The sequence below is a fragment of the Lactococcus sp. dk101 genome (genome assembly GCF_009601055.1).
In the GTDB taxonomy this organism is placed as follows: domain Bacteria; phylum Bacillota; class Bacilli; order Lactobacillales; family Streptococcaceae; genus Lactococcus.
The window spans coordinates 175,066-192,456 of record NZ_WITI01000001.1 but is presented as its reverse complement, the minus strand read 5'-3'; the positions used below and the strand labels follow the sequence as shown (position 1 = coordinate 192,456).

The 17,391-nt window shown below is 39.3% G+C and carries 19 protein-coding genes; 3 read left to right on the top strand and 16 right to left on the bottom strand.

Annotated elements, in window-relative coordinates; all coding sequences use genetic code 11:
* Positions 1–114 precede the first annotated feature (114 nt).
* The 15 genes from GHI45_RS00990 to GHI45_RS00920 form a co-directional block, all read right to left on the bottom strand.
* Positions 115–675 (bottom strand): GNAT family N-acetyltransferase, encoded by a 561-nt coding sequence (locus GHI45_RS00990; RefSeq protein WP_147779291.1) that lies wholly within the window; start codon positions 673–675, stop codon positions 115–117.
* A complete protein-coding gene (locus GHI45_RS00985; RefSeq protein WP_147779290.1) occupies positions 668–1,222 on the bottom strand; it encodes a GNAT family N-acetyltransferase in 555 nt (184 codons plus the stop codon). Before GHI45_RS00985 ends, GHI45_RS00990 begins: the two co-directional genes overlap by 8 nt.
* Positions 1,215–1,763, bottom strand: a complete 549-nt coding sequence (locus tag GHI45_RS00980) for a GNAT family N-acetyltransferase (RefSeq protein WP_228385979.1) — start codon at positions 1,761–1,763, stop codon at positions 1,215–1,217. The genes GHI45_RS00985 and GHI45_RS00980 overlap by 8 nt, the downstream gene beginning before the upstream one ends.
* A gap of 14 nt (positions 1,764–1,777) precedes the next feature.
* Positions 1,778–2,848, bottom strand: a complete 1,071-nt coding sequence (locus GHI45_RS00975; protein ID WP_147779288.1) for a prephenate dehydrogenase — start codon at positions 2,846–2,848, stop codon at positions 1,778–1,780.
* Positions 2,849–2,903: 55 nt separating this feature from the next.
* Positions 2,904–3,788 (bottom strand): HAMP domain-containing sensor histidine kinase, encoded by an 885-nt coding sequence (locus tag GHI45_RS00970; RefSeq protein WP_147779287.1) that lies wholly within the window; start codon positions 3,786–3,788, stop codon positions 2,904–2,906.
* Positions 3,775–4,434: a response regulator transcription factor gene (locus tag GHI45_RS00965; protein ID WP_147779286.1), complete on the bottom strand. Its 660-nt coding sequence runs from the start codon at positions 4,432–4,434 to the stop codon at positions 3,775–3,777. Before GHI45_RS00965 ends, GHI45_RS00970 begins: the two co-directional genes overlap by 14 nt.
* Before the next feature lie 93 nt (positions 4,435–4,527).
* The gene (locus GHI45_RS00960) at positions 4,528–6,468 is read right to left on the bottom strand and encodes an ABC transporter permease (RefSeq protein WP_147779285.1); all 1,941 of its coding nucleotides are present in this window, start codon (positions 6,466–6,468) and stop codon (positions 4,528–4,530) included.
* The gene (locus GHI45_RS00955) at positions 6,461–7,246 is read right to left on the bottom strand and encodes an ABC transporter ATP-binding protein (RefSeq protein WP_147779284.1); all 786 of its coding nucleotides are present in this window, start codon (positions 7,244–7,246) and stop codon (positions 6,461–6,463) included. The genes GHI45_RS00960 and GHI45_RS00955 overlap by 8 nt, the downstream gene beginning before the upstream one ends.
* Before the next feature lie 158 nt (positions 7,247–7,404).
* Entirely contained in the window at positions 7,405–7,761 is a 357-nt protein-coding gene (locus GHI45_RS00950) for a YxeA family protein (RefSeq protein WP_147779283.1), read from the bottom strand.
* Positions 7,762–7,865: 104 nt separating this feature from the next.
* Positions 7,866–8,120, bottom strand: coding sequence for a hypothetical protein (locus GHI45_RS00945; protein WP_147779282.1), 255 nt, complete (start codon positions 8,118–8,120; stop codon positions 7,866–7,868).
* Position 8,121: 1 nt separating this feature from the next.
* Entirely contained in the window at positions 8,122–9,294 is a 1,173-nt protein-coding gene (aroC, locus tag GHI45_RS00940) for a chorismate synthase (protein WP_147779281.1), read from the bottom strand.
* Between the two features lie 18 nt (positions 9,295–9,312).
* Positions 9,313–9,900 carry a DUF1054 family protein gene (locus GHI45_RS00935; RefSeq protein ID WP_147779457.1) on the bottom strand — a complete coding sequence of 196 codons (588 nt, stop codon included), beginning with the start codon at positions 9,898–9,900 and terminating at the stop codon, positions 9,313–9,315.
* Between the two features lie 29 nt (positions 9,901–9,929).
* Positions 9,930–10,997: a 3-dehydroquinate synthase gene (gene aroB, locus GHI45_RS00930; RefSeq protein ID WP_147779280.1), complete on the bottom strand. Its 1,068-nt coding sequence runs from the start codon at positions 10,995–10,997 to the stop codon at positions 9,930–9,932.
* Positions 10,998–11,014: 17 nt separating this feature from the next.
* The gene (gene aroE, locus GHI45_RS00925; protein WP_147779279.1) at positions 11,015–11,911 is read right to left on the bottom strand and encodes a shikimate dehydrogenase; all 897 of its coding nucleotides are present in this window, start codon (positions 11,909–11,911) and stop codon (positions 11,015–11,017) included.
* 109 nt (positions 11,912–12,020) lie between these two features.
* Positions 12,021–12,674: a VTT domain-containing protein gene (locus GHI45_RS00920; RefSeq protein ID WP_147779278.1), complete on the bottom strand. Its 654-nt coding sequence runs from the start codon at positions 12,672–12,674 to the stop codon at positions 12,021–12,023.
* A gap of 237 nt (positions 12,675–12,911) precedes the next feature.
* Here GHI45_RS00920 and GHI45_RS00915 point away from each other — a divergent pair, with 237 nt between their 5' ends.
* From GHI45_RS00915 to GHI45_RS00905, 3 genes are all read left to right on the top strand, one after another.
* The gene (locus GHI45_RS00915) at positions 12,912–15,059 is read left to right on the top strand and encodes an amino acid ABC transporter substrate-binding protein/permease (protein ID WP_147779277.1); all 2,148 of its coding nucleotides are present in this window, start codon (positions 12,912–12,914) and stop codon (positions 15,057–15,059) included.
* 21 nt (positions 15,060–15,080) lie between these two features.
* Positions 15,081–15,821: an amino acid ABC transporter ATP-binding protein gene (locus GHI45_RS00910; protein WP_147779276.1), complete on the top strand. Its 741-nt coding sequence runs from the start codon at positions 15,081–15,083 to the stop codon at positions 15,819–15,821.
* A gap of 106 nt (positions 15,822–15,927) precedes the next feature.
* A complete protein-coding gene (locus tag GHI45_RS00905) occupies positions 15,928–16,368 on the top strand; it encodes a hypothetical protein (RefSeq protein WP_147779275.1) in 441 nt (146 codons plus the stop codon).
* An 11-nt stretch (positions 16,369–16,379) separates the two neighbouring features.
* Here GHI45_RS00905 and GHI45_RS00900 read toward each other — a convergent pair whose 3' ends face one another.
* Positions 16,380–17,294 (bottom strand): L-lactate dehydrogenase, encoded by a 915-nt coding sequence (locus GHI45_RS00900; RefSeq protein WP_147779274.1) that lies wholly within the window; start codon positions 17,292–17,294, stop codon positions 16,380–16,382.
* Positions 17,295–17,391 lie beyond the last annotated feature (97 nt).

The window sequence follows — 17,391 nt, the reverse complement described above, 5'->3', positions numbered from 1 at the left end:
GTTCTTTTTTTATTATTGTTTTATCGTTTACGCTTGTAAACTGTATCTACAATATAACATTTACGTTTGTAAACGTCAAGTTTTTTTACTCATAAAAAAATAAGTGCTACGCACCTATTTTTCATTTCTTTCTTGTCGATATTCTTCCAGCATCAAAGCCCAGTAATCACATAAGACGGACTTTTCTAACTTCTTGATATAAGCATAAATTTGCCCCATTTTTTTCATGCCGATTTTTTCCACGACACGACCTGATTTTTGATTTTCTGCAAAATGTTCCGCTGTTAGTACATTGAGCTCCAATTCATTAAAACCAAAATCCACAAGAGTTTGCGCTGCTTCCGGCATAAGCCCCTTTCCCCAGAATTTTTGATTTAAACTCCAAGCAAATTCGCCCTTGTCAGCTTTGACATAAAGACTAATCATGCCAATCACTTTCAGACTTGTCTTTTCAACAATTCCCCACATCATCAGCCTCTGGGGCAGCAATTTATTGGCAAGCTCTGCTTTGGTTTCCTCAATCGAATGGTGCGCACGAAAGGTGACATAACGGACAATTTCAGGATTGCTAAAAATTTCAAATAAATCCTCAGCATCCGTCATCTCAAGCTTGCGGAGAATAAGGCGTTCTGTTTCAAAGACCTCATGTTCTGCCAAAATCAGATTTTTATCCATGCATTTTCTCGTATTCTTCCCCTGTCAAAGCCCAGTAATCACATAAGACGGAGCGTTCAAGTTTGTCAACATAAAGATAGATTTGTCCCATTTTTTTCATGCCGATTTTTTCCATGACACGACCTGATTTTTGATTTTCTGCAAAATGTTCCGCTGTAATTACCTTGAGTCCCAATTCATTAAAGGCAAAATCCACAAGAGTTTGCGCTGCTTCCGGCACAATCCCGCGTCCCCAATGACTTTTGTTCAATATCCAGCCAAAATTTCCACTGTCGCCATTCACGCGCATATCAATGGTTCCAAGAAACTCATCTGTCGTCTTATCAACAATTCCCCAGCATGTCAGTCGATTTTCCATAAAATAAGTGGCAATGCCGATTTGAGTTTCTTCAAGACTTTGACTCGGTTTTATCGTGATAAATTTGACGCATTCTTCGTCTTTCGCGTAGTCATATATGGCAGGAGCGTCCGCCAATTCTACCTTGCGTAAGATGAGCCGGTCAGTCTCAAAAACTTGGTGCTGTGCTAAAATCAGATCTTTATTCATACTTTTCCTCGTATTCATTTTTTACTAAGACATAATAATCACTCAAAACAGATTGTTCTTCTAGTCGTAAATAATTCCATGTTTGACCAACTTTTTTCATGCCAATTTTTTCCATGACACGACTTGATTTTGGATTTTCCGTATCGCAACTGGCTGTCAGCACTGACAGATTTAAGGTCTGAAAGGCAAAATCTCGCAGACATATGGCTGCTTCTGGTGCAAATCCATGTCCCCAATAGCTTTGATTGAGCATCCAGCCCATCTCTCCTTGGTCATGATTGACATGAAGCTCAATGAAGCCAATCATTTTCTGCTTACTTTTAAGCTCCAGTGCCCATATTGACAACCCTTGCGGTATAAAATAATTTGCAATGTTCTCTTTGGTTTCTATTATATTTGCATCGACTTTTGAGCCAGTATTTGCAACAACAAATGGATTACCACAGATTTCAAAAAGGTCTGTGGCATCCGCCATCTTTATTTTTCTAAGTTTTAGCCGTTCTGTCTCAAAATTCAAATGTTCTGCTAATTTTACACTCATGTTCATCTTATTTTCTAATCTCCAATCGTAAAATCAGTCGCTACTCTAATAATTTCCTTAGCCTTTTCTAAGTCATTTGCTGATTTGAAACTAATCTGAAGTTGCCCATGAATATCTTCACGATTTTCTTCATTGATTTTGATATTGGTGATGGAAATGTCTTGTAGGAGTGCCAACACACGTAACACAACGCCTTTTTCATCCGGAACAGACAGGTACAAATCGTAAAAATTTGGAATGGCACCTCGGCCTTTCAAGATTTCCATTTCTTGTCTCATTTTTTTGCCAGAATCAAAGAATTTTCTTATGGCAGATTCATCTTTTTGGCTAATGATGTGCGAAACGTGATCTAATTGCTGTTTGTAGTCGTTGATTCGCTCAAAAATCTCTTTAGAATTAGACAGTAAAACAGAAGTCCACATGCGACTATTTGCCTCAGCAATTCGTGTCATGTCTCGAAAACCACCAGCTGCCAGATGTTTGACCAATGGGTGCTGTTTGGCATATTGATTGGATTGTTGAACTAAAGATGAGGCTATGATGTGAGGAAAATGTGAAACTTGACTTGCGACTTGATCATGTTCTTTTGCGTCAACAATGATAAATTTGGCATGCAAACCGCAAAGAAGCTCTTGCAGGTCTTGATTTTCTTCAGTCAAGACATAATAGGCATTTTCAAACAAATTGACATCCGCCGCATGAACACCAGATTTATGAGAACCTGCCATGGGATGCCCCCCAATAAATTTCACATTTTTATCAGAAAAAACTTCTTTTGCCTTCATCATAATTTCATTTTTCGTTGAACAGGTATCTGAAATGAGGACAGAATGAGAAAATGTCAGCTGTGACAAGTCATCCATTAACTTTAAAGTCACATCAATCGGGGTTGCCAAAAGAATAAAGTCCATCTGACTGGCATCTTCCAAACTCGCTTTTGCTTGAATGATGCCCTCATTTAAGGCAAAAGTTGCCGTTGCTTCTGTGTCAATCCCATAAATTTCAACCGCTGAATATTCCCTTCGAATTGCTAATGCCATGGAACTCCCAATTAGTCCCAGACCTATAATCATCACTTTTTTCATCTTATTCTTCTTTTCTTATCATTTAAAAGATTTTTGAAGCATCTTTTCTCATTTGTTATTGATTTTTGACGATTGAAACCTGCGTTCCACTATCAATCTCAGATTGAATTTGAGCGGAAAAATCCAGCTTTTCTAAAATCAGTCTCGCCAAATACAAGCCAAGTCCTGTTGATTTTTGTTGAATTCTGCCGTTAAATCCTGTAAAACCATGCTCAAATAAACGGGGCAAGTCTTCGGCCAGAATACCTATTCCAGTATCTTGAATTTCAATCCGACCTGGCTCAATCACAATGGTCACGCCACCAGTTTTAGTATATTTTACGGCATTGTTGATAAATTGCTCTAATGCAAGTTCAAACCAACGTTTGTCAGTACTGACAAACCAGTCATTTTGTATCTCAAAACGAATGGTTAAGCCTTTTTGTATGAAAAAATGGCTGTATTTCTTGATGATTTTTTTTGAAAGCTCTGAAACTGAAAATTTTTCAAATTTAAAATCAGTTGAAAGATTGGTTATTCGTTGATATTCCAGCAAAATTTTCAAATAATTTTCTAATAAAAAAACTTGGTTTTTAAGTTCATTCTCATCAACTTGAGTTTGTGACATCAAATCAATAGCAGAAAGTGGCACTTTCATCTGATGTGACCAAACCCGAATAACATCTGTAAAGTCTTGCGTTATTCTACTTTGCTCATCCAGACTCTGCTTTAAATCTTCATTCTCTTTTTCCAAATCAGAAAGCTTAATTTGCGCATTTTTCCAACGTGAATAAGAAAACAATAAGTAAATAATGAAAACGAGTAGCGCCAGCAAACTACAGTTAAAAAAGGCAATCAGTGGCAAATCCCAGAGTAAAAAATTGATGATGTAAATGACCAAAATTAAGCAAAAAACACTGATCTGTGGCAGTTTTGCCTTTAAAAAGCTACGCCAATACATATCCGGCCCCCCGTTTCGTTACAATATGCTGATCCAGTCCAATTTCGCTAACTTTTTTTCTTAAACGCGTCATTTTGACATTGAGAGTGTTGACATCGATGAACTCATCGGTCTGCCAAAGCTCTTGCAAAATGCTTTCTTTGCTGACCACTTCGCCTTTTTTTCGAAAAAGCAGCATCAAAATTTTATTTTCAGAAGTGGTCAGCTCGATTTGTTGCTTGTCAGTACTGACAATATTTTCCGACAGTGAGAACTCCAAAAAATCAAGCTTTTCACTGCCTGCAAAAGCGTAGGAACGTCTCAATAAGGCTTTAATTTTTGCCCGCAAAAGCGACAGCGAAAAAGGTTTCGTTACAAAATCATCTGCCCCTTGGTTCATGGCTGTGATTTGGTTCATATCGTCCGAGGAAGATGAGATAAAAATGATTGGAAGATGAGTTATTTTACGCAATTCAGTCGTCCAATAAAAGCCACTATAGAAGGGTAATCCGATATCCATTAGGACAAGGTCGGCTTCAAATTCTAATATTTCTTGTTTGACCGCACGGAAATTGGAGACACTTCTCACAGAAAACTCATCTTTTAATGCTAATTTAATTGATTTCACGATGGCCTCGTCATCCTCAACAATAAATATTTTATCCATGATTTCTCTTCTTTCTATTCGTTTTAACAATTATAACGTTTTTTATCAAAATATTCTAAAAATAAAAAAGCTGTCAGTACTGACAGACTCTTTTTAGCGCTCCACAATCTTATAATAAACCCGTGAAGTTAATTTGTAAATCAGATAGTACAATATGGCGATGATTAAAATCGTCCCTATACTGACCCAAGCAACCAGTACTGTATCAGTGATACCAAAGGCTTCGATGATTTTACTAATCATGATGTATGCAAAGCCAAAGTGGATAATCGAAACAACAATCGGTAAAAAGAAGAGCATTCGAACTTGTGATTTGATTGTCTTTTGAACTTCTGTTTTGGACAGGCCAACTTCTTGTAAAATCTTGAACGAGCGTTTGTCCTGACTGCCTTCTGAAAGCTGCTTGTAATAGATAATCAAAGCTGCCCCCAAAATAAAGCTGATGCCCAAGATAAAGCCGATGAAAACAAATCCTGCAATCACGCTCTTAGCGCTCTTGAGTACTTCCGTACGCGAATACATAGACAAATTAGACGTGTTCTTCGCCAAGGCCAGACCAAAAGTATCCGCTTTTGTTGGTGCAATCTCAAATAAGGCAACGGTTTGAAGCAGTTTTGAACCATCAATGGTTTCATTATAAGCCTGCGACATCTCTTTCAATGTTTTATCGTCATTGCTGACAATCAAAATTGTATCCATAAATGTGGATTGAAGTGGATAGTTTTTGAGCGTCTTTAGTCGGTCAACCTGGTAATTCTTTCCATACCAGTCTAACTGATTAAAAGCGGCCTCCTTACCTGAAATCGTATAAACAAGAAGCTGTTGATTGGTCAATTCAGGGACTGAATTGCCAAGTTTGACCAAATCGTCACGGCTGACAATCGAAAAATTGATTTGGTTCGCATTTGCGTTCCATTTTTCAACCGCAAGCGTTTTGTCCTTTGTCTGTGTGCCAACTATCAAATTAGATTGCGTCTCAATAACTTTCAAATCTTCAATAGGGATTTGCTTTTCATTTGAGACGCTTTCGATTTTATTTGCCAGTGCTTCTTTTGACATATTGTAAGCAACGGCTTGTGCTTCCATCGGATACTGTTTGGTAAGCGAGTGTTCCGTTCCGAAAAAGATACCAACGGTTACCACCATTGTAACAATGGCCATCGAAAGTAAAATCGTGATGTTTGCAAGGCCGACAGCATTGGCTTTCATCCGATAAAGCATTGAACTTGTCGTGATGAAGTTATTTGGTTGGTAGTAAGAGGCCCGTTTTTTCTTGCGTTTCAAATACCAAACGGTAAAACTCACATAGAAAAAGTAAGTCCCAAAGATGACCAGAATAACCGCAATGAAAAATTGACTCAACGCTTTTACTGGATTTTCAACTGAAACGGCCATGTAATAACCAACAGCCAGTAAAACAATCCCTAAGAGAGCGAAAATGATATTGCTTTTCGGTTCTTTCTCACCTTTGCTGGCTTCTCTCAAGAGATCAAGACTTGATGATTTCCAAATGATGAAACAACCAATAATCAAAAGCAAAAGAAAGAAAACGAGGAAAATTGCTGCAACCACAAGATAACTGACGGGATTGATGACCAAATTAAAAGTCTTTCCACCGATGATATTAACAAAAATTAAGAATGAGAATTTGGAAAAAGCAATCCCAATCACGCTACCAAACACCAGAGTAATCAGATAAATCATCAGGAGTTCATAAAATGAAACCAGTGCAATTTTTTCTTTACCAAATCCTAAAATATCGTAAAGTCCAAATTCACGTGACCGTTGCAGTTGGAGAAAACGATAAGAATAAATCAAAATCATTGCTCCAAAAATAGCCAAGACAACGAGGGCCAAAATCATCAACTGTCCAACGACAGCACCTGCAAATGGCAATTTGGTGACCGATGGTGAAAAGGCAATCGAAGCTGCTACAAAGAGCATGACGAACATGGTCAAGCAGGCGATTAGAAATGGGCCAAAGCTTTTCATGTCTTTTCGAATGTTACGCGCCGCAAGTTTTAAACTAAGCATGCCCCTCTCCTTCATGATCCTCTTGTTCTGGCGCTCCTAGAAAGGCCGTCATCGACATGGTAATCTCTTTAGCAAATTCTTGTGCGCTTTTTTCTGCTCGATAAAGTTGGTGATATAAAACACCGTCTTTGATAAATAGCACGCGTTTCGCATGGCTAGCAGCTAAGCTGGAGTGAGTCACCATAATAATGGTTTGTCCTATTTGATTGATTTCTTCAAACAAATCCAGTAATTTTTCCGAATTTTTGAAATCAAGCGCCGCCGTCGGCTCATCAGCCAAGACCAAATCAGGATGGCTAATCAATGCACGCGCTGCTGCAACACGCTGTTTTTGACCGCCTGATAATTCAAAAGGCTGTTTATCCAATAAGTCAACGATATTCAGCTTAGGCGCAAGTAAATCGAGCCTCTTTTTCATCTCAGGTAACTTTTCTTTGGAAAGTACCAAAGGAAGATAAATATTATCACGAACATTCAGGGTATCTAAAAGGTTGAAATCTTGAAAGACGAAGCCGAGATGTTGACGCCTAAAAGCTGAAATATCCTTGTCTTTGATGGCTGTTATTTCTTCTCCCTTTAGCAAAACTTTGCCTTGAGTAGGCTTTTCTAGTGTGGATAAAATATTGAGCAGGGTCGTTTTCCCTGAACCCGACTCTCCCATGATAGCGATGAATTCCCCTTTTTCCACGCTGAAATCAATATCTACAAGCGCTGTTGTTTCTTCTTTGGAAAATCGTGTTTTAAATACTTTCTTTATATGACGAACTTCTAATAACATTTTGCTCTTCCTTTTCTTTGGCTAGTCTTTTTTTTACTTGAGTTATACTGTACGAGACACATGACATCATGATTGAAACTAAAACGAAAGTCAGTGTTAATAAGGCTAAATTTAATTGAAATAAGGTCATTTTTTCCCTCCTCGTGATTATCAACTTTTTATTCTGCTTTTATTTTGTCGCGTGCTAATTTAGGAACTTTGTCCGCTTGGACTTCATTCCAACTGGTTACGCCTTTGGATTTGTTGTAAGTTATTTTAAGATAGGCCTTTTGTTTCAAATTGTGACTGGCAGTGTAAGTAAAGCTTTGTGCTGCTCCTTTATCACTATAACCTATTTGTTGATATTCGTAACGTTTCATTTTTTCTCCGTCACTCGTCAGGTCGGTAATTTCTTTTCCGTCTGCTTTGATTTGGACATAATAAGCTTGACCGCCGTAATTTGACTGATACCACATAAAACCCGCGCCCATCAAGATGGCAAGCAATGCTACAAGACCAATGAGTATTTTTTTCATTTTTCTCCCTCTTTTCTTTGTGTATTTCTTTATACTTTTATTATATCAGCAAGGGAAACTTTCAAACTTACAATATTGTAATAAAATAAAAAAACCAGTTTAAACTAGTTTTTCTTTGGCATATCAACATCAAGCAGAACCACTTCTTGTCCATTGGGCTTTTCTTGATATGGGTTATAAAAAATGATGGACATTTGAACAAAATCAGGGTGTAGGTCTTTCGGCGCACCAAAAATAATGTTATCCGCAAAATCGATGGTAAAACTGTCGATAAATTGATTACATTGTAACATGTCGTCAAAAATCATGGTTTCTCTTTTATTGACAACGACTTTGATTTGATTTTCATCGGGGTTCATTTTAATATTCTTCCAATCGTTTTTGATAGCTTGTCAGTGCTGACAGAAGTTCAGCAAAATTATCTGACGGGAATTTCTCACATATTTCTTGTGCCAAAACTGTGGCAACCACATTTTCCATAACCACGCCGGCAGCCGGCAAGGCCGTTGGATCAGAGCGTTCCACTGAGGCCTTATAAGGCTCGTGCGTTTGGGTATCAACTGACATCAATGGCTTGTAAAGGGTCGGAATGGGCTTCATGACCCCACGAACAATAATTTGTTGTCCATTGGTCATGCCACCTTCAAAGCCCCCCAAACGATCGCTTTTTCGGCTATAACCATCTGTCTCACTCCAAACAATTTCGTCCATAACCTGAGAACCTTTCAGCTTACCTGCTTCAAAGCCAAGGCCAAATTCGACTCCTTTAAATGCATTGATTGAAACAACGGTGGCGGCAATTTTTCCGTCCAGCTTGCGATCAAATTGGACATAAGAGCCTAGTCCCGCTGGAACATTTTCCACACGAACTTCGACAATTCCACCGATTGTATCGCCGGCTTTTTTAATGTCATCAATATAAGTCCTAATCTCATCTGCTTTTGCCAAATCAACAACAGACAAATCATTTTGTCCTGCCGTCTCTTTAATTTGGTCAACGCTCATGGGTTCTGTCAGTGCTGACGACAGGTCAAAACCACCGAAATTTACCACATGATTCGCAATTTCAATTCCGAGTTCATGCAGCAATTTTTTAGCTACAGCTCCAACAGCCACGCGCATGGTCGTTTCACGCGCACTTGAACGCTCAAGAACATTTCGTAAATCATCAAAATCGTATTTCATGCCACCAACCAAATCTGCATGGCCAGGGCGTGGTTTGGTCAAACGGCGTTGCTTTTTGACTTTTTCATCCACTTCTTCGGCTGCCATAATTTGTTGCCAATTTTTGAAATCTCGATTGATGACCGACAAGGTAATTGGACTTCCAATCGTCTTTCCATGTCGCACACCACTCGTGATTTCGACTTGGTCAGATTCGATTTTCATGCGGCCACCGCGCCCATAACCACCTTGACGGCGTTTTAATTCAACATTGATGTCCTCGGCAAGCAAAGGCAAACCAGCAGGAACGCCCTCAATAATGGCCGTCAAACGTGGCCCGTGTGATTCACCAGCTGTAAAATATCTCATTTATTTCTCCTTTGGTTCTCATTCCTTCATCAACTTCTCATAAATCGGAAGTAATTGGTCGAGCGTCTCTAACATTTCTGACCAAATTTTCTCATTTTGTTGACCGTCAAAACGTGACTTTTCCCAGATCCGTCCAAATTCAAGTTCTGCTTTTTTAATTTTGCCAAAGCGTTCTCTGGCCGCTGAAAATTCAGTATTTGGGAAAAATTCAGCTTTCGTATGGTCTTTAGAAACAACAAACGATTGTGGCAATTTCACATTTTTCAATGCTTCAGCGTATTTTTTTTGATCTTTTGGCTGGTCAATCATGGACAAATACATGAAGACATAATCTCCCCAAATCCCCAACTGAAAATGAGCTTCCATTTTATAACCACGCGGTTTGGTCGAAATTGCCGACCAGGTATTTTCCGGCGCATTGGCCGTTCTTCTGCGGTGTTGTGCGATGTGTAAGAAAAAATCTTGCGTGGGATATTTTGCTGTCAGTACTGACAAGAACTTCTCCCCACAGGCCTGAAAAATCGGTTGAATTTCTGCTCTAATTGCTGTCATTCTTGCGTCTAGGCCATCAATTTCAAACACTTTAAAGGACTGTTCATCAAACATTTTGGGCGGATTTTTCTTAAGTTCTACATTCATTTTTTTAAATAATCTTTCATTTCTTCAAATTCAATGACATGAATTTCTGCCTGACCAATTTCTGGTACAAGGACAATTTTGATTTGTTTACCGCGGCCTTTTTTATCATGGAGCAATGCTTGATAAAGCTCTGCTTCATTCCAAGGTTGGTAAGTAAGCGGAAGTCCGAATTTTTCCAACATCTCGGAAATTTTTTGGCTTAGACCTTTTGGTGAGTGACCTTTTTCTTCAGCAATTTTAGTAATTTGAACCATGCCAATTCCAACTGCCTCACCATGCATGACCTTGCCATAACCAGAAGTAGCCTCAATCGCATGACCAATGGTATGGCCAAAATTCAGATAAAGACGGACACCATTGTCATGTTCGTCAGCGATGACAACATTGCGCTTGACCTGACAAGAATGGAAAATGATTTCTTCGGCATATTTTTCTCGGAGCAAGTCGGCATTTTCGGTCGCATCAAGCAACTGCCATAGTTCCGTATCGCCAATCAAGGCGCACTTGATGACTTCACCAAGGCCTTCCTTAAATTCGCGGTCGCCCAAGCTATTGAGCACCAATGGATCAATCAAAACACCGTCTGGCTGAGCAAATGTCCCAATCATGTTTTTGGCACGTTTCGAATTTACTGCTGTTTTTCCACCAATTGAGCTGTCCACTTGTGCTGTTAAACTGGTCGGCACCTGTAAAAAATGAATGCCTCGCATATAAGTTGAGGCAACAAATGCCGCCAAATCGCCTACAACACCACCACCAAGTGCAATAATGCCATCCGTTCGTGTTAGATTTTCTTGCGCACAAAAGTCCCAAGCCAACTCCGCTGTAGCCAAATTTTTACTGGCTTCGCCCGCTTCAAAAACGAAACTTGTAACCTCAAATCCATCTAGCGTCAATGCGTCCTCTACCTGCTTGCCATACAATGGAAAGACATTGGTATCCGAAATCAAGACAATTTTTTGTTTTTTCCAAAGGCTTGACACCCATTGTCCGATATGTTTCAGACTGTTCTTTTCAATGTTCAATTCGTAAGGGTGTGTTTCTAATTCGATTTTTAATTTCATCACATTTTCCTTTAAAATTAGAGCAATTCGAGCTTCTTTTTTAATTCATTTTTAATTTCTTCACAAGGCAGGGTTTTTCCCGTCCAGAGTTTAAAACTCTCTGCAGCTTGATACAAGAGCATGCCAAGACCGTTATAGGTTTGATTGCCCTGCGCCGCAGCCCATACCAAAAAAGGCGTTTCCATCACCTTGTAGATGACATCAACCACGATGGTCTTTCGGTTGAGCTTGATTTTATTGGATAAGGGAAGGCTAACACCGTCCATGCCCACCGAAGTCGCATTGACAAGAAGATCCGTCTGGCTGACGGCCTCTTGAAAATGTACAACTGCTGGATCTTGAGTATCCCTATCAACTGACGGAAGCTCAAACAAATCAATCTTTTGACCTGTCAGCGCTGACAGCTGCGCAATTCGTTCTTCAAGTGGTGCGAAAGAGGGGGAGCGGCGTGCAAACACAGTAATTTTTGACGCACCTAATAAGGCCGCTTGTGCCATAATCGCAATGGCTGCACCACCGCCTCCTAAAATGACAATGGATTGATTGGCGATGGAAAAATCATGCTGCTCTAAAGCCTTAAAAAATCCAGCTCCGTCAGTATTATGTCCAATCAATTTTCCCTCTTTATAGGCCACAGTGTTAATGGCACCAATCAGTTTTGCCTCCTGCGTCAAATCGTCCATGTAAGGCATGGCTGCTTGTTTAAAGGGCATGGACAGATTGAGTCCTAACATTTTTAATTTTTTGACATTGTTAATCATGGCAGGCAAATCTTCATCGGAGACCTCCCAAGCCAAATAAACAGCGTCTGTTTTCGTCTTTTGAAAAGCAGCGTTGTGAATAAATGGCGACAAAGAATGTTGAATTGGCCGCGCAACGACTGCTGCCATTTTAGTATAACCTGAAATTTCCACGTCATCTTCCTCGTTCTTATGGTAAAAAAATAGCATTTACACTTGTCTTATAAGTTGTAAATACTATTATACACTTTTCTAACATCGATTTCATTTTGTAAGATAAAACTTATGCTTTTTTTCCTGCAAAAAAGCGTTTTGCAACACCAATCAATGCTGGCAAGAGTGAGACGATGACGATGGCAATCATGACCAACTCAAAGTTCTTCTTAATAAATGGCACTTGACCAAACAGATAACCGGCACCCAAAGCAACGATTACCCATGCAAATCCACCAATCAAGTTGAAAAAGATGAATTTTTTATGTGGCATTTTTCCAGCGCCTGCTGTAAAAGGAACAACTGTCCGAATGATTGGCATAAAACGGCCCAGGAAAATAGCCCAAGCGCCCCATTTTTTAAAGAACTGATGTGCTTCTTCCATGTATTCAGGTTTCAAAAAACGATTCAGTTTGGGATGTTTGGGAATAACATCGCCAAAGCGACGGCCAATCTCATAATTCAGCAGATTAGCTACAAAGGCAATCGCTCCCATAGTCACAATCAACCAAAGCAATGAAAGTTTTCCATTGGACATGGCAGCAAGTGAGCCGACAAAGAACAAAATCGAATCTCCCGGTAAAAAGGGGAAGACGACAAGGCCTGTTTCAATGAAAATGATGGCGCCCAGCAAAACGTAAATCCAAATGTGTCCATTTGGCATTTGCGCAAAATTGGTCATCCAATCATTAAAAAAGCCAAAGATTGAAAGATTTATAAACATTTTTTTAATATCCTAGTTTTCTACTATTGATTTAGTGGACTTCCACTTTTTTAATTTTACACTAATTCAACGCTTTATACAAACACTTTCTGCAAGCTCTGAGTATTTCTAATCTATTGATGAGAAATTCAAATAATGTCATTTATTGATTGGTTCATGTTATATCTTCTCACATATCCTATTGGAAATCATCAGCTTTTGTGATATAATATTCCAATATAAAAATAGGGGGAATAAATGAAAAAGTTCTTATTATCATTGGCTACTTTATTAGCCATCTTCACTGGATTTTCAATTTCTGCGAGTTCAGCACATGCTTCAACAACTGTCAAAATTGCAAGTGACAATTCTTATGCACCTTTTGAATTCCAAGATTCAAATAAACAATGGTCGGGTATCGACGTTGACATCATGAAAGAGGTCGCTAAGCGTAATGATTGGAAACTCGAAATGAGCTTTCCAGGTTTTGATGCCGCACTTCAAAACTTGCAAGGTGGACAAGTCGACGGTGTTATCGCCGGAATGTCAATCACTGATGAACGTAAGAAAACTTTCGATTTTTCAGAACCTTACTACACGTCAGCGCTGACAATCGCAACAACGCAAGCCACAAAAATTACATCATTTTCTGAATTAAAAGGAAAAGCAGTCGGTGCCAAAAATGGAACTGCATCACAAACTTGGCTTCAAGACAATCAGAAAAAGTATGGCTATACCATCAAAACTTATTCTGATGGCACGCACATGTATGCTGCTTTAAGTGCAGGAAATATTGTTGGGGCTATGGACGACTATCCTGTCATCTCTTACGCCATCAAACAAGGTCAAGATTTGGCCATCAACATGCCTTCAATTTCAATGCCGGGTGGCTATGGATTTGCGGTCATGAAAGGTAAGAACCAAAACCTTGTTGACGGCTTCAACAAAGCTTTCACAGCCATGAAAGCTGACGGTACTTATGACAAGATTTTAGCCAATTACATCGGAACAACAAAAAAAGCAACACCAAAAAAAGCAACTTACACGATTGCTTCAGATAACAGTTTTGCACCTTTCGAATTCCAAGGCACAGATAAAAAATACACAGGTATTGACGTTGATTTGCTCAATGCCATTGCCAAAAATCAAGGCTTTACAATCAAATGGAACTTCATCGGTTTCCAATCGGCCGTTGACTCTGTCCAAGCTGGCCATGCTGACGGAATGATGTCAGGAATGACCATTACTGACGCCCGTAAAAAAGTATTTGATTACTCAGATGCCTACTTCTCAGCTAATCTGACATTGGGTGTCGCCAAGACTGACGACAGCATCAAGTCATGGGATGACCTCAAAGGGAAAACCGTTGGTGCTAAAAACGGAACTGCTTCTTATGATTATTTGAGTAAAAATGCTTCAAAATATGGCTTTACACTCAAAGCTTTCACTGATGCAACGACCATGTATTCATCACTTGACAATGGCTCAATCAAAGCTGTCATGGATGATGAACCTGTCATTCAATATGCCATCAAACAAGGCAAACAAATCAAAACACCACTTAAGGGAATTGCCGATGGTCAATATGGATTTGCTGTTAAAAAAGGACAAAATCCTGAACTTATCCAAATGTTTAACGACGGTTTAGCACAACTTCGTGCCAATGGTCAATACGATGAAATCGTTGCAAAATACCTCTCAACTGGTACAGATACGACTGAAACTTCTACTGTTGATGAAACAACCGTTTGGGGAATTATTCAAAACAACTGGTCACAAATCCTTAATGGACTTAAAGTTACGATTGAATTAGCACTTATTTCATTTGTTTTAGCTTTGATTGTCGGAATCATCTTCGGACTCTTCTCAGTTTCTCCAAGTAAAACATTACGTGGAATTTCACGTGTCTATGTGGACGTTAACCGTTCATTGCCACTCCTTGTTTTGACCATTTTCCTTTTCTATGGTATTCCAAACTTGATTCAAATGATTACTGGTCATCAATCGCCACTCAACGAGTTCACAGCGGGTGTCATTGCCTTGACACTCAACGAGTCATCATACATTGCTGAAATCGTCCGTGGCGGTGTCAAAGCCGTTCCTGTCGGCCAAATGGAAGCTTCTCGCTCACTTGGTATTCCTTATGTGAAAACCATGCGTAAAGTCATCTTGCCACAAGCGGTTAAAATCACGATTCCAAGTTTGATTAACCAATTTGTCATCACAACAAAAGATACCACACTTGTTTCTGTTATCGGTTTGGTTGAATTACTCCAAACAGGACAAATCATCGTTGCCCGTAACTTCCAAGCCTTCCGCGTTTATGGAATTATCGGTGTGATTTACATGGTAATTCTCTTGATTATCATGTGGCTCGGCCGTTACGTCGAAAAGAAATTGAAATAAGAACAAGGAGGAAAAAATAGAATGACAAAAACACAAATTGAAGTCAACAGCCTGCATAAATACTATGGAAAAAATGAAGTTTTAAAAGGTATTTCAACAAAATTTAATAAAGGCGATGTTGTTTGTATCATCGGCCCTTCTGGTTCTGGTAAATCAACTTTCCTTCGGACATTAAATGGACTTGAAACTGCTACATCTGGCGACATCATCATTGACGGTTACAACTTGACAGACAAAAATACCAACTTGAATTTGGTCCGTCAAAATGTCGGAATGGTTTTCCAACATTTCAACCTTTTTCCAAACATGACCGTCCTTCAAAACATCACTTATGCTCCTGTTGAGCTGAAGAAAATGACCAAAGCTGAAGCTGAAGCCAAAGCAATCAAATTGCTTGAAACTGTTGGTCTGATGGACAAAAAAGATGCCATGCCAGCCATGCTTTCAGGTGGACAAAAACAACGTGTAGCCATTGCTCGCGCGCTTGCCATGGATCCAAATGTCATGCTCTTTGATGAACCAACGTCTGCGCTTGATCCTGAAATGGTCGGTGACGTTCTTGCAGTTATGCAAGATTTGGCTGGCAAAGGTATGACCATGTTGATTGTGACTCACGAAATGGGCTTTGCCCGTGAAGTTGCCAACCGCGTCATTTTCACAGATGGCGGTGTTATCCTTGAAGACGGCACACCGGAAGAACTTTTTGATCATCCAAAACATCCACGTTTGCAAGATTTCTTATCAAAAGTTTTAAATGCTTAATTAAAAACCCTGTCAGTACTGACAGGGTTTTTCTTATTTTACAAAATGTATTTTCCACCAGAAAAAGCTATAATAGAGTTAATTTATACAAGAAAGAGGATTTTTGATGATTGAAAAAAATTCAAATGATGGCGGATATGTCCCATCTAAAGTTAAGTTTAGCTCATTTCTCGGTATCTTCATTTCAGTCATCGTAATAACACTTTCTCTAGTTATCGCAAATTACTTTTTCACAATAAATTTCGCTGTATACACTGTGTATTGCATTCTGCGTTGGATTAAAAAAGGAAGCAAATTTATCCTCTACAATGACAAAAACTATTTCGTCTATTTACCTGATACTAAGAACGAAAGGGGGCCTTTCTTATGGCATGATGTCACCGATGTGAAGGGGCATTTATATCACGGAAGAATAATGACAGGTTTTGAGATTAAAATCAATGGCTTTGATGATGCGATTTATTTCTCAAAAACAGATGTAAATGGCTCAATCGATGACTTATACCGACTTTTTATAAAAAAAATAGAACCCCTCTGTCAGTACTGACAGGGTTTTTCTTATCCAAATAATTTAATTTTATCTTGAATTTCATTTGCTGATGCTTGGAGTTTCACTTGTTCTTCAGCAGTTAGTGGCAAATCAATCAATGCCTCCACACCAGCTTTACCAATCAAAGCCGGTGTCGAAATATATGAGACAAATTTTTCATCATAATGTGAACAAATCGCTACATTTTTAGCATCTGAGAAAACCAAATTCATCAAACCAACCGTTGCTGCTGCAATGGCAACATTCGTATAATGCTTGGTGTTAAAGACCGCAAAGCCACCTTGACGCGCAGCTTCTTCAATCTGATCTAAGTCTAAATTTTTTTCAGCCGCGATTTCGGTAAAGGGACGCCCACCAACACGGACTGTTGACCAGGCGACAAATTGTGAATTGCCATGTTCGCCAAGCGAATATCCCTCAATAGAACGGGGGTCTAAGCCTAAATGTCCAGCCACTTGCCGTTTCATACGTGCCGTATCCAAATAAGTCCCTGTCCCCAAAATTCGTTGGTTAGGCAAGTTTAAATACTTGGCGTACATATCAACAATCACATCATTAGGATTGGTCGTTGCAATCAAAATTCCTTTAAAACCAGACGCATTCAAGTCCTCGGACACTTGTTTGATTTCTTCAGCATTCAATCGAAGTTCAGTGAAGCGGTCTCCACCCGGCTTGAGTGCTTCAATATGCCCCAAAGTTGACAAGACAATGTCCGCATCTGCCAAATCAGCATAGCTACCGGTATAAACTTTGGTGTGAAATGCCTGCAGAGCCAATGAATCTTGCAAATCAATCGCTTCGGCTTCAGCCACTTCAGGCTTTTTGTCAATCAAAATCAATTCATCAGCAAAACCACCTTGAACGATATTTACAGCAACTGTCGCGCCAACATGACCCAAACCAATAATTCCTACTTTACGCATAATAAAATCTCCAATCTCAATTCATTCTTATTTCTAAGGAAATAATGGCTCTATTTTAACACAAAAAAAGCCAGAATGCTGACTTTTTGTAATATAT

Bases quoted from the DNA above. Each gene is read 5' to 3' on its own strand.
- GHI45_RS00990 (WP_147779291.1), bottom strand. From the start codon at position 675: ATGGATAAAAATCTGATTTTGGCAGAACATGAGGTCTTTGAAACAGAA.
- GHI45_RS00985 (WP_147779290.1), bottom strand. From the start codon at position 1,222: ATGAATAAAGATCTGATTTTAGCACAGCACCAAGTTTTTGAGACTGAC.
- GHI45_RS00980 (WP_228385979.1), bottom strand. From the start codon at position 1,763: ATGAGTGTAAAATTAGCAGAACATTTGAATTTTGAGACAGAACGGCTA.
- GHI45_RS00975 (WP_147779288.1), bottom strand. From the start codon at position 2,848: ATGAAAAAAGTGATGATTATAGGTCTGGGACTAATTGGGAGTTCCATG.
- GHI45_RS00970 (WP_147779287.1), bottom strand. From the start codon at position 3,788: ATGTATTGGCGTAGCTTTTTAAAGGCAAAACTGCCACAGATCAGTGTT.
- GHI45_RS00965 (WP_147779286.1), bottom strand. From the start codon at position 4,434: ATGGATAAAATATTTATTGTTGAGGATGACGAGGCCATCGTGAAATCA.
- GHI45_RS00960 (WP_147779285.1), bottom strand. From the start codon at position 6,468: ATGCTTAGTTTAAAACTTGCGGCGCGTAACATTCGAAAAGACATGAAA.
- GHI45_RS00955 (WP_147779284.1), bottom strand. From the start codon at position 7,246: ATGTTATTAGAAGTTCGTCATATAAAGAAAGTATTTAAAACACGATTT.
- GHI45_RS00950 (WP_147779283.1), bottom strand. From the start codon at position 7,761: ATGAAAAAAATACTCATTGGTCTTGTAGCATTGCTTGCCATCTTGATG.
- GHI45_RS00945 (WP_147779282.1), bottom strand. From the start codon at position 8,120: ATGAACCCCGATGAAAATCAAATCAAAGTCGTTGTCAATAAAAGAGAA.
- aroC (WP_147779281.1), bottom strand. From the start codon at position 9,294: ATGAGATATTTTACAGCTGGTGAATCACACGGGCCACGTTTGACGGCC.
- GHI45_RS00935 (WP_147779457.1), bottom strand. From the start codon at position 9,900: ATGTTTGATGAACAGTCCTTTAAAGTGTTTGAAATTGATGGCCTAGAC.
- aroB (WP_147779280.1), bottom strand. From the start codon at position 10,997: ATGAAATTAAAAATCGAATTAGAAACACACCCTTACGAATTGAACATT.
- GHI45_RS00920 (WP_147779278.1), bottom strand. From the start codon at position 12,674: ATGTTTATAAATCTTTCAATCTTTGGCTTTTTTAATGATTGGATGACC.
- GHI45_RS00915 (WP_147779277.1), top strand. From the start codon at position 12,912: ATGAAAAAGTTCTTATTATCATTGGCTACTTTATTAGCCATCTTCACT.
- GHI45_RS00910 (WP_147779276.1), top strand. From the start codon at position 15,081: ATGACAAAAACACAAATTGAAGTCAACAGCCTGCATAAATACTATGGA.
- GHI45_RS00905 (WP_147779275.1), top strand. From the start codon at position 15,928: ATGATTGAAAAAAATTCAAATGATGGCGGATATGTCCCATCTAAAGTT.
- GHI45_RS00900 (WP_147779274.1), bottom strand. From the start codon at position 17,294: ATGCGTAAAGTAGGAATTATTGGTTTGGGTCATGTTGGCGCGACAGTT.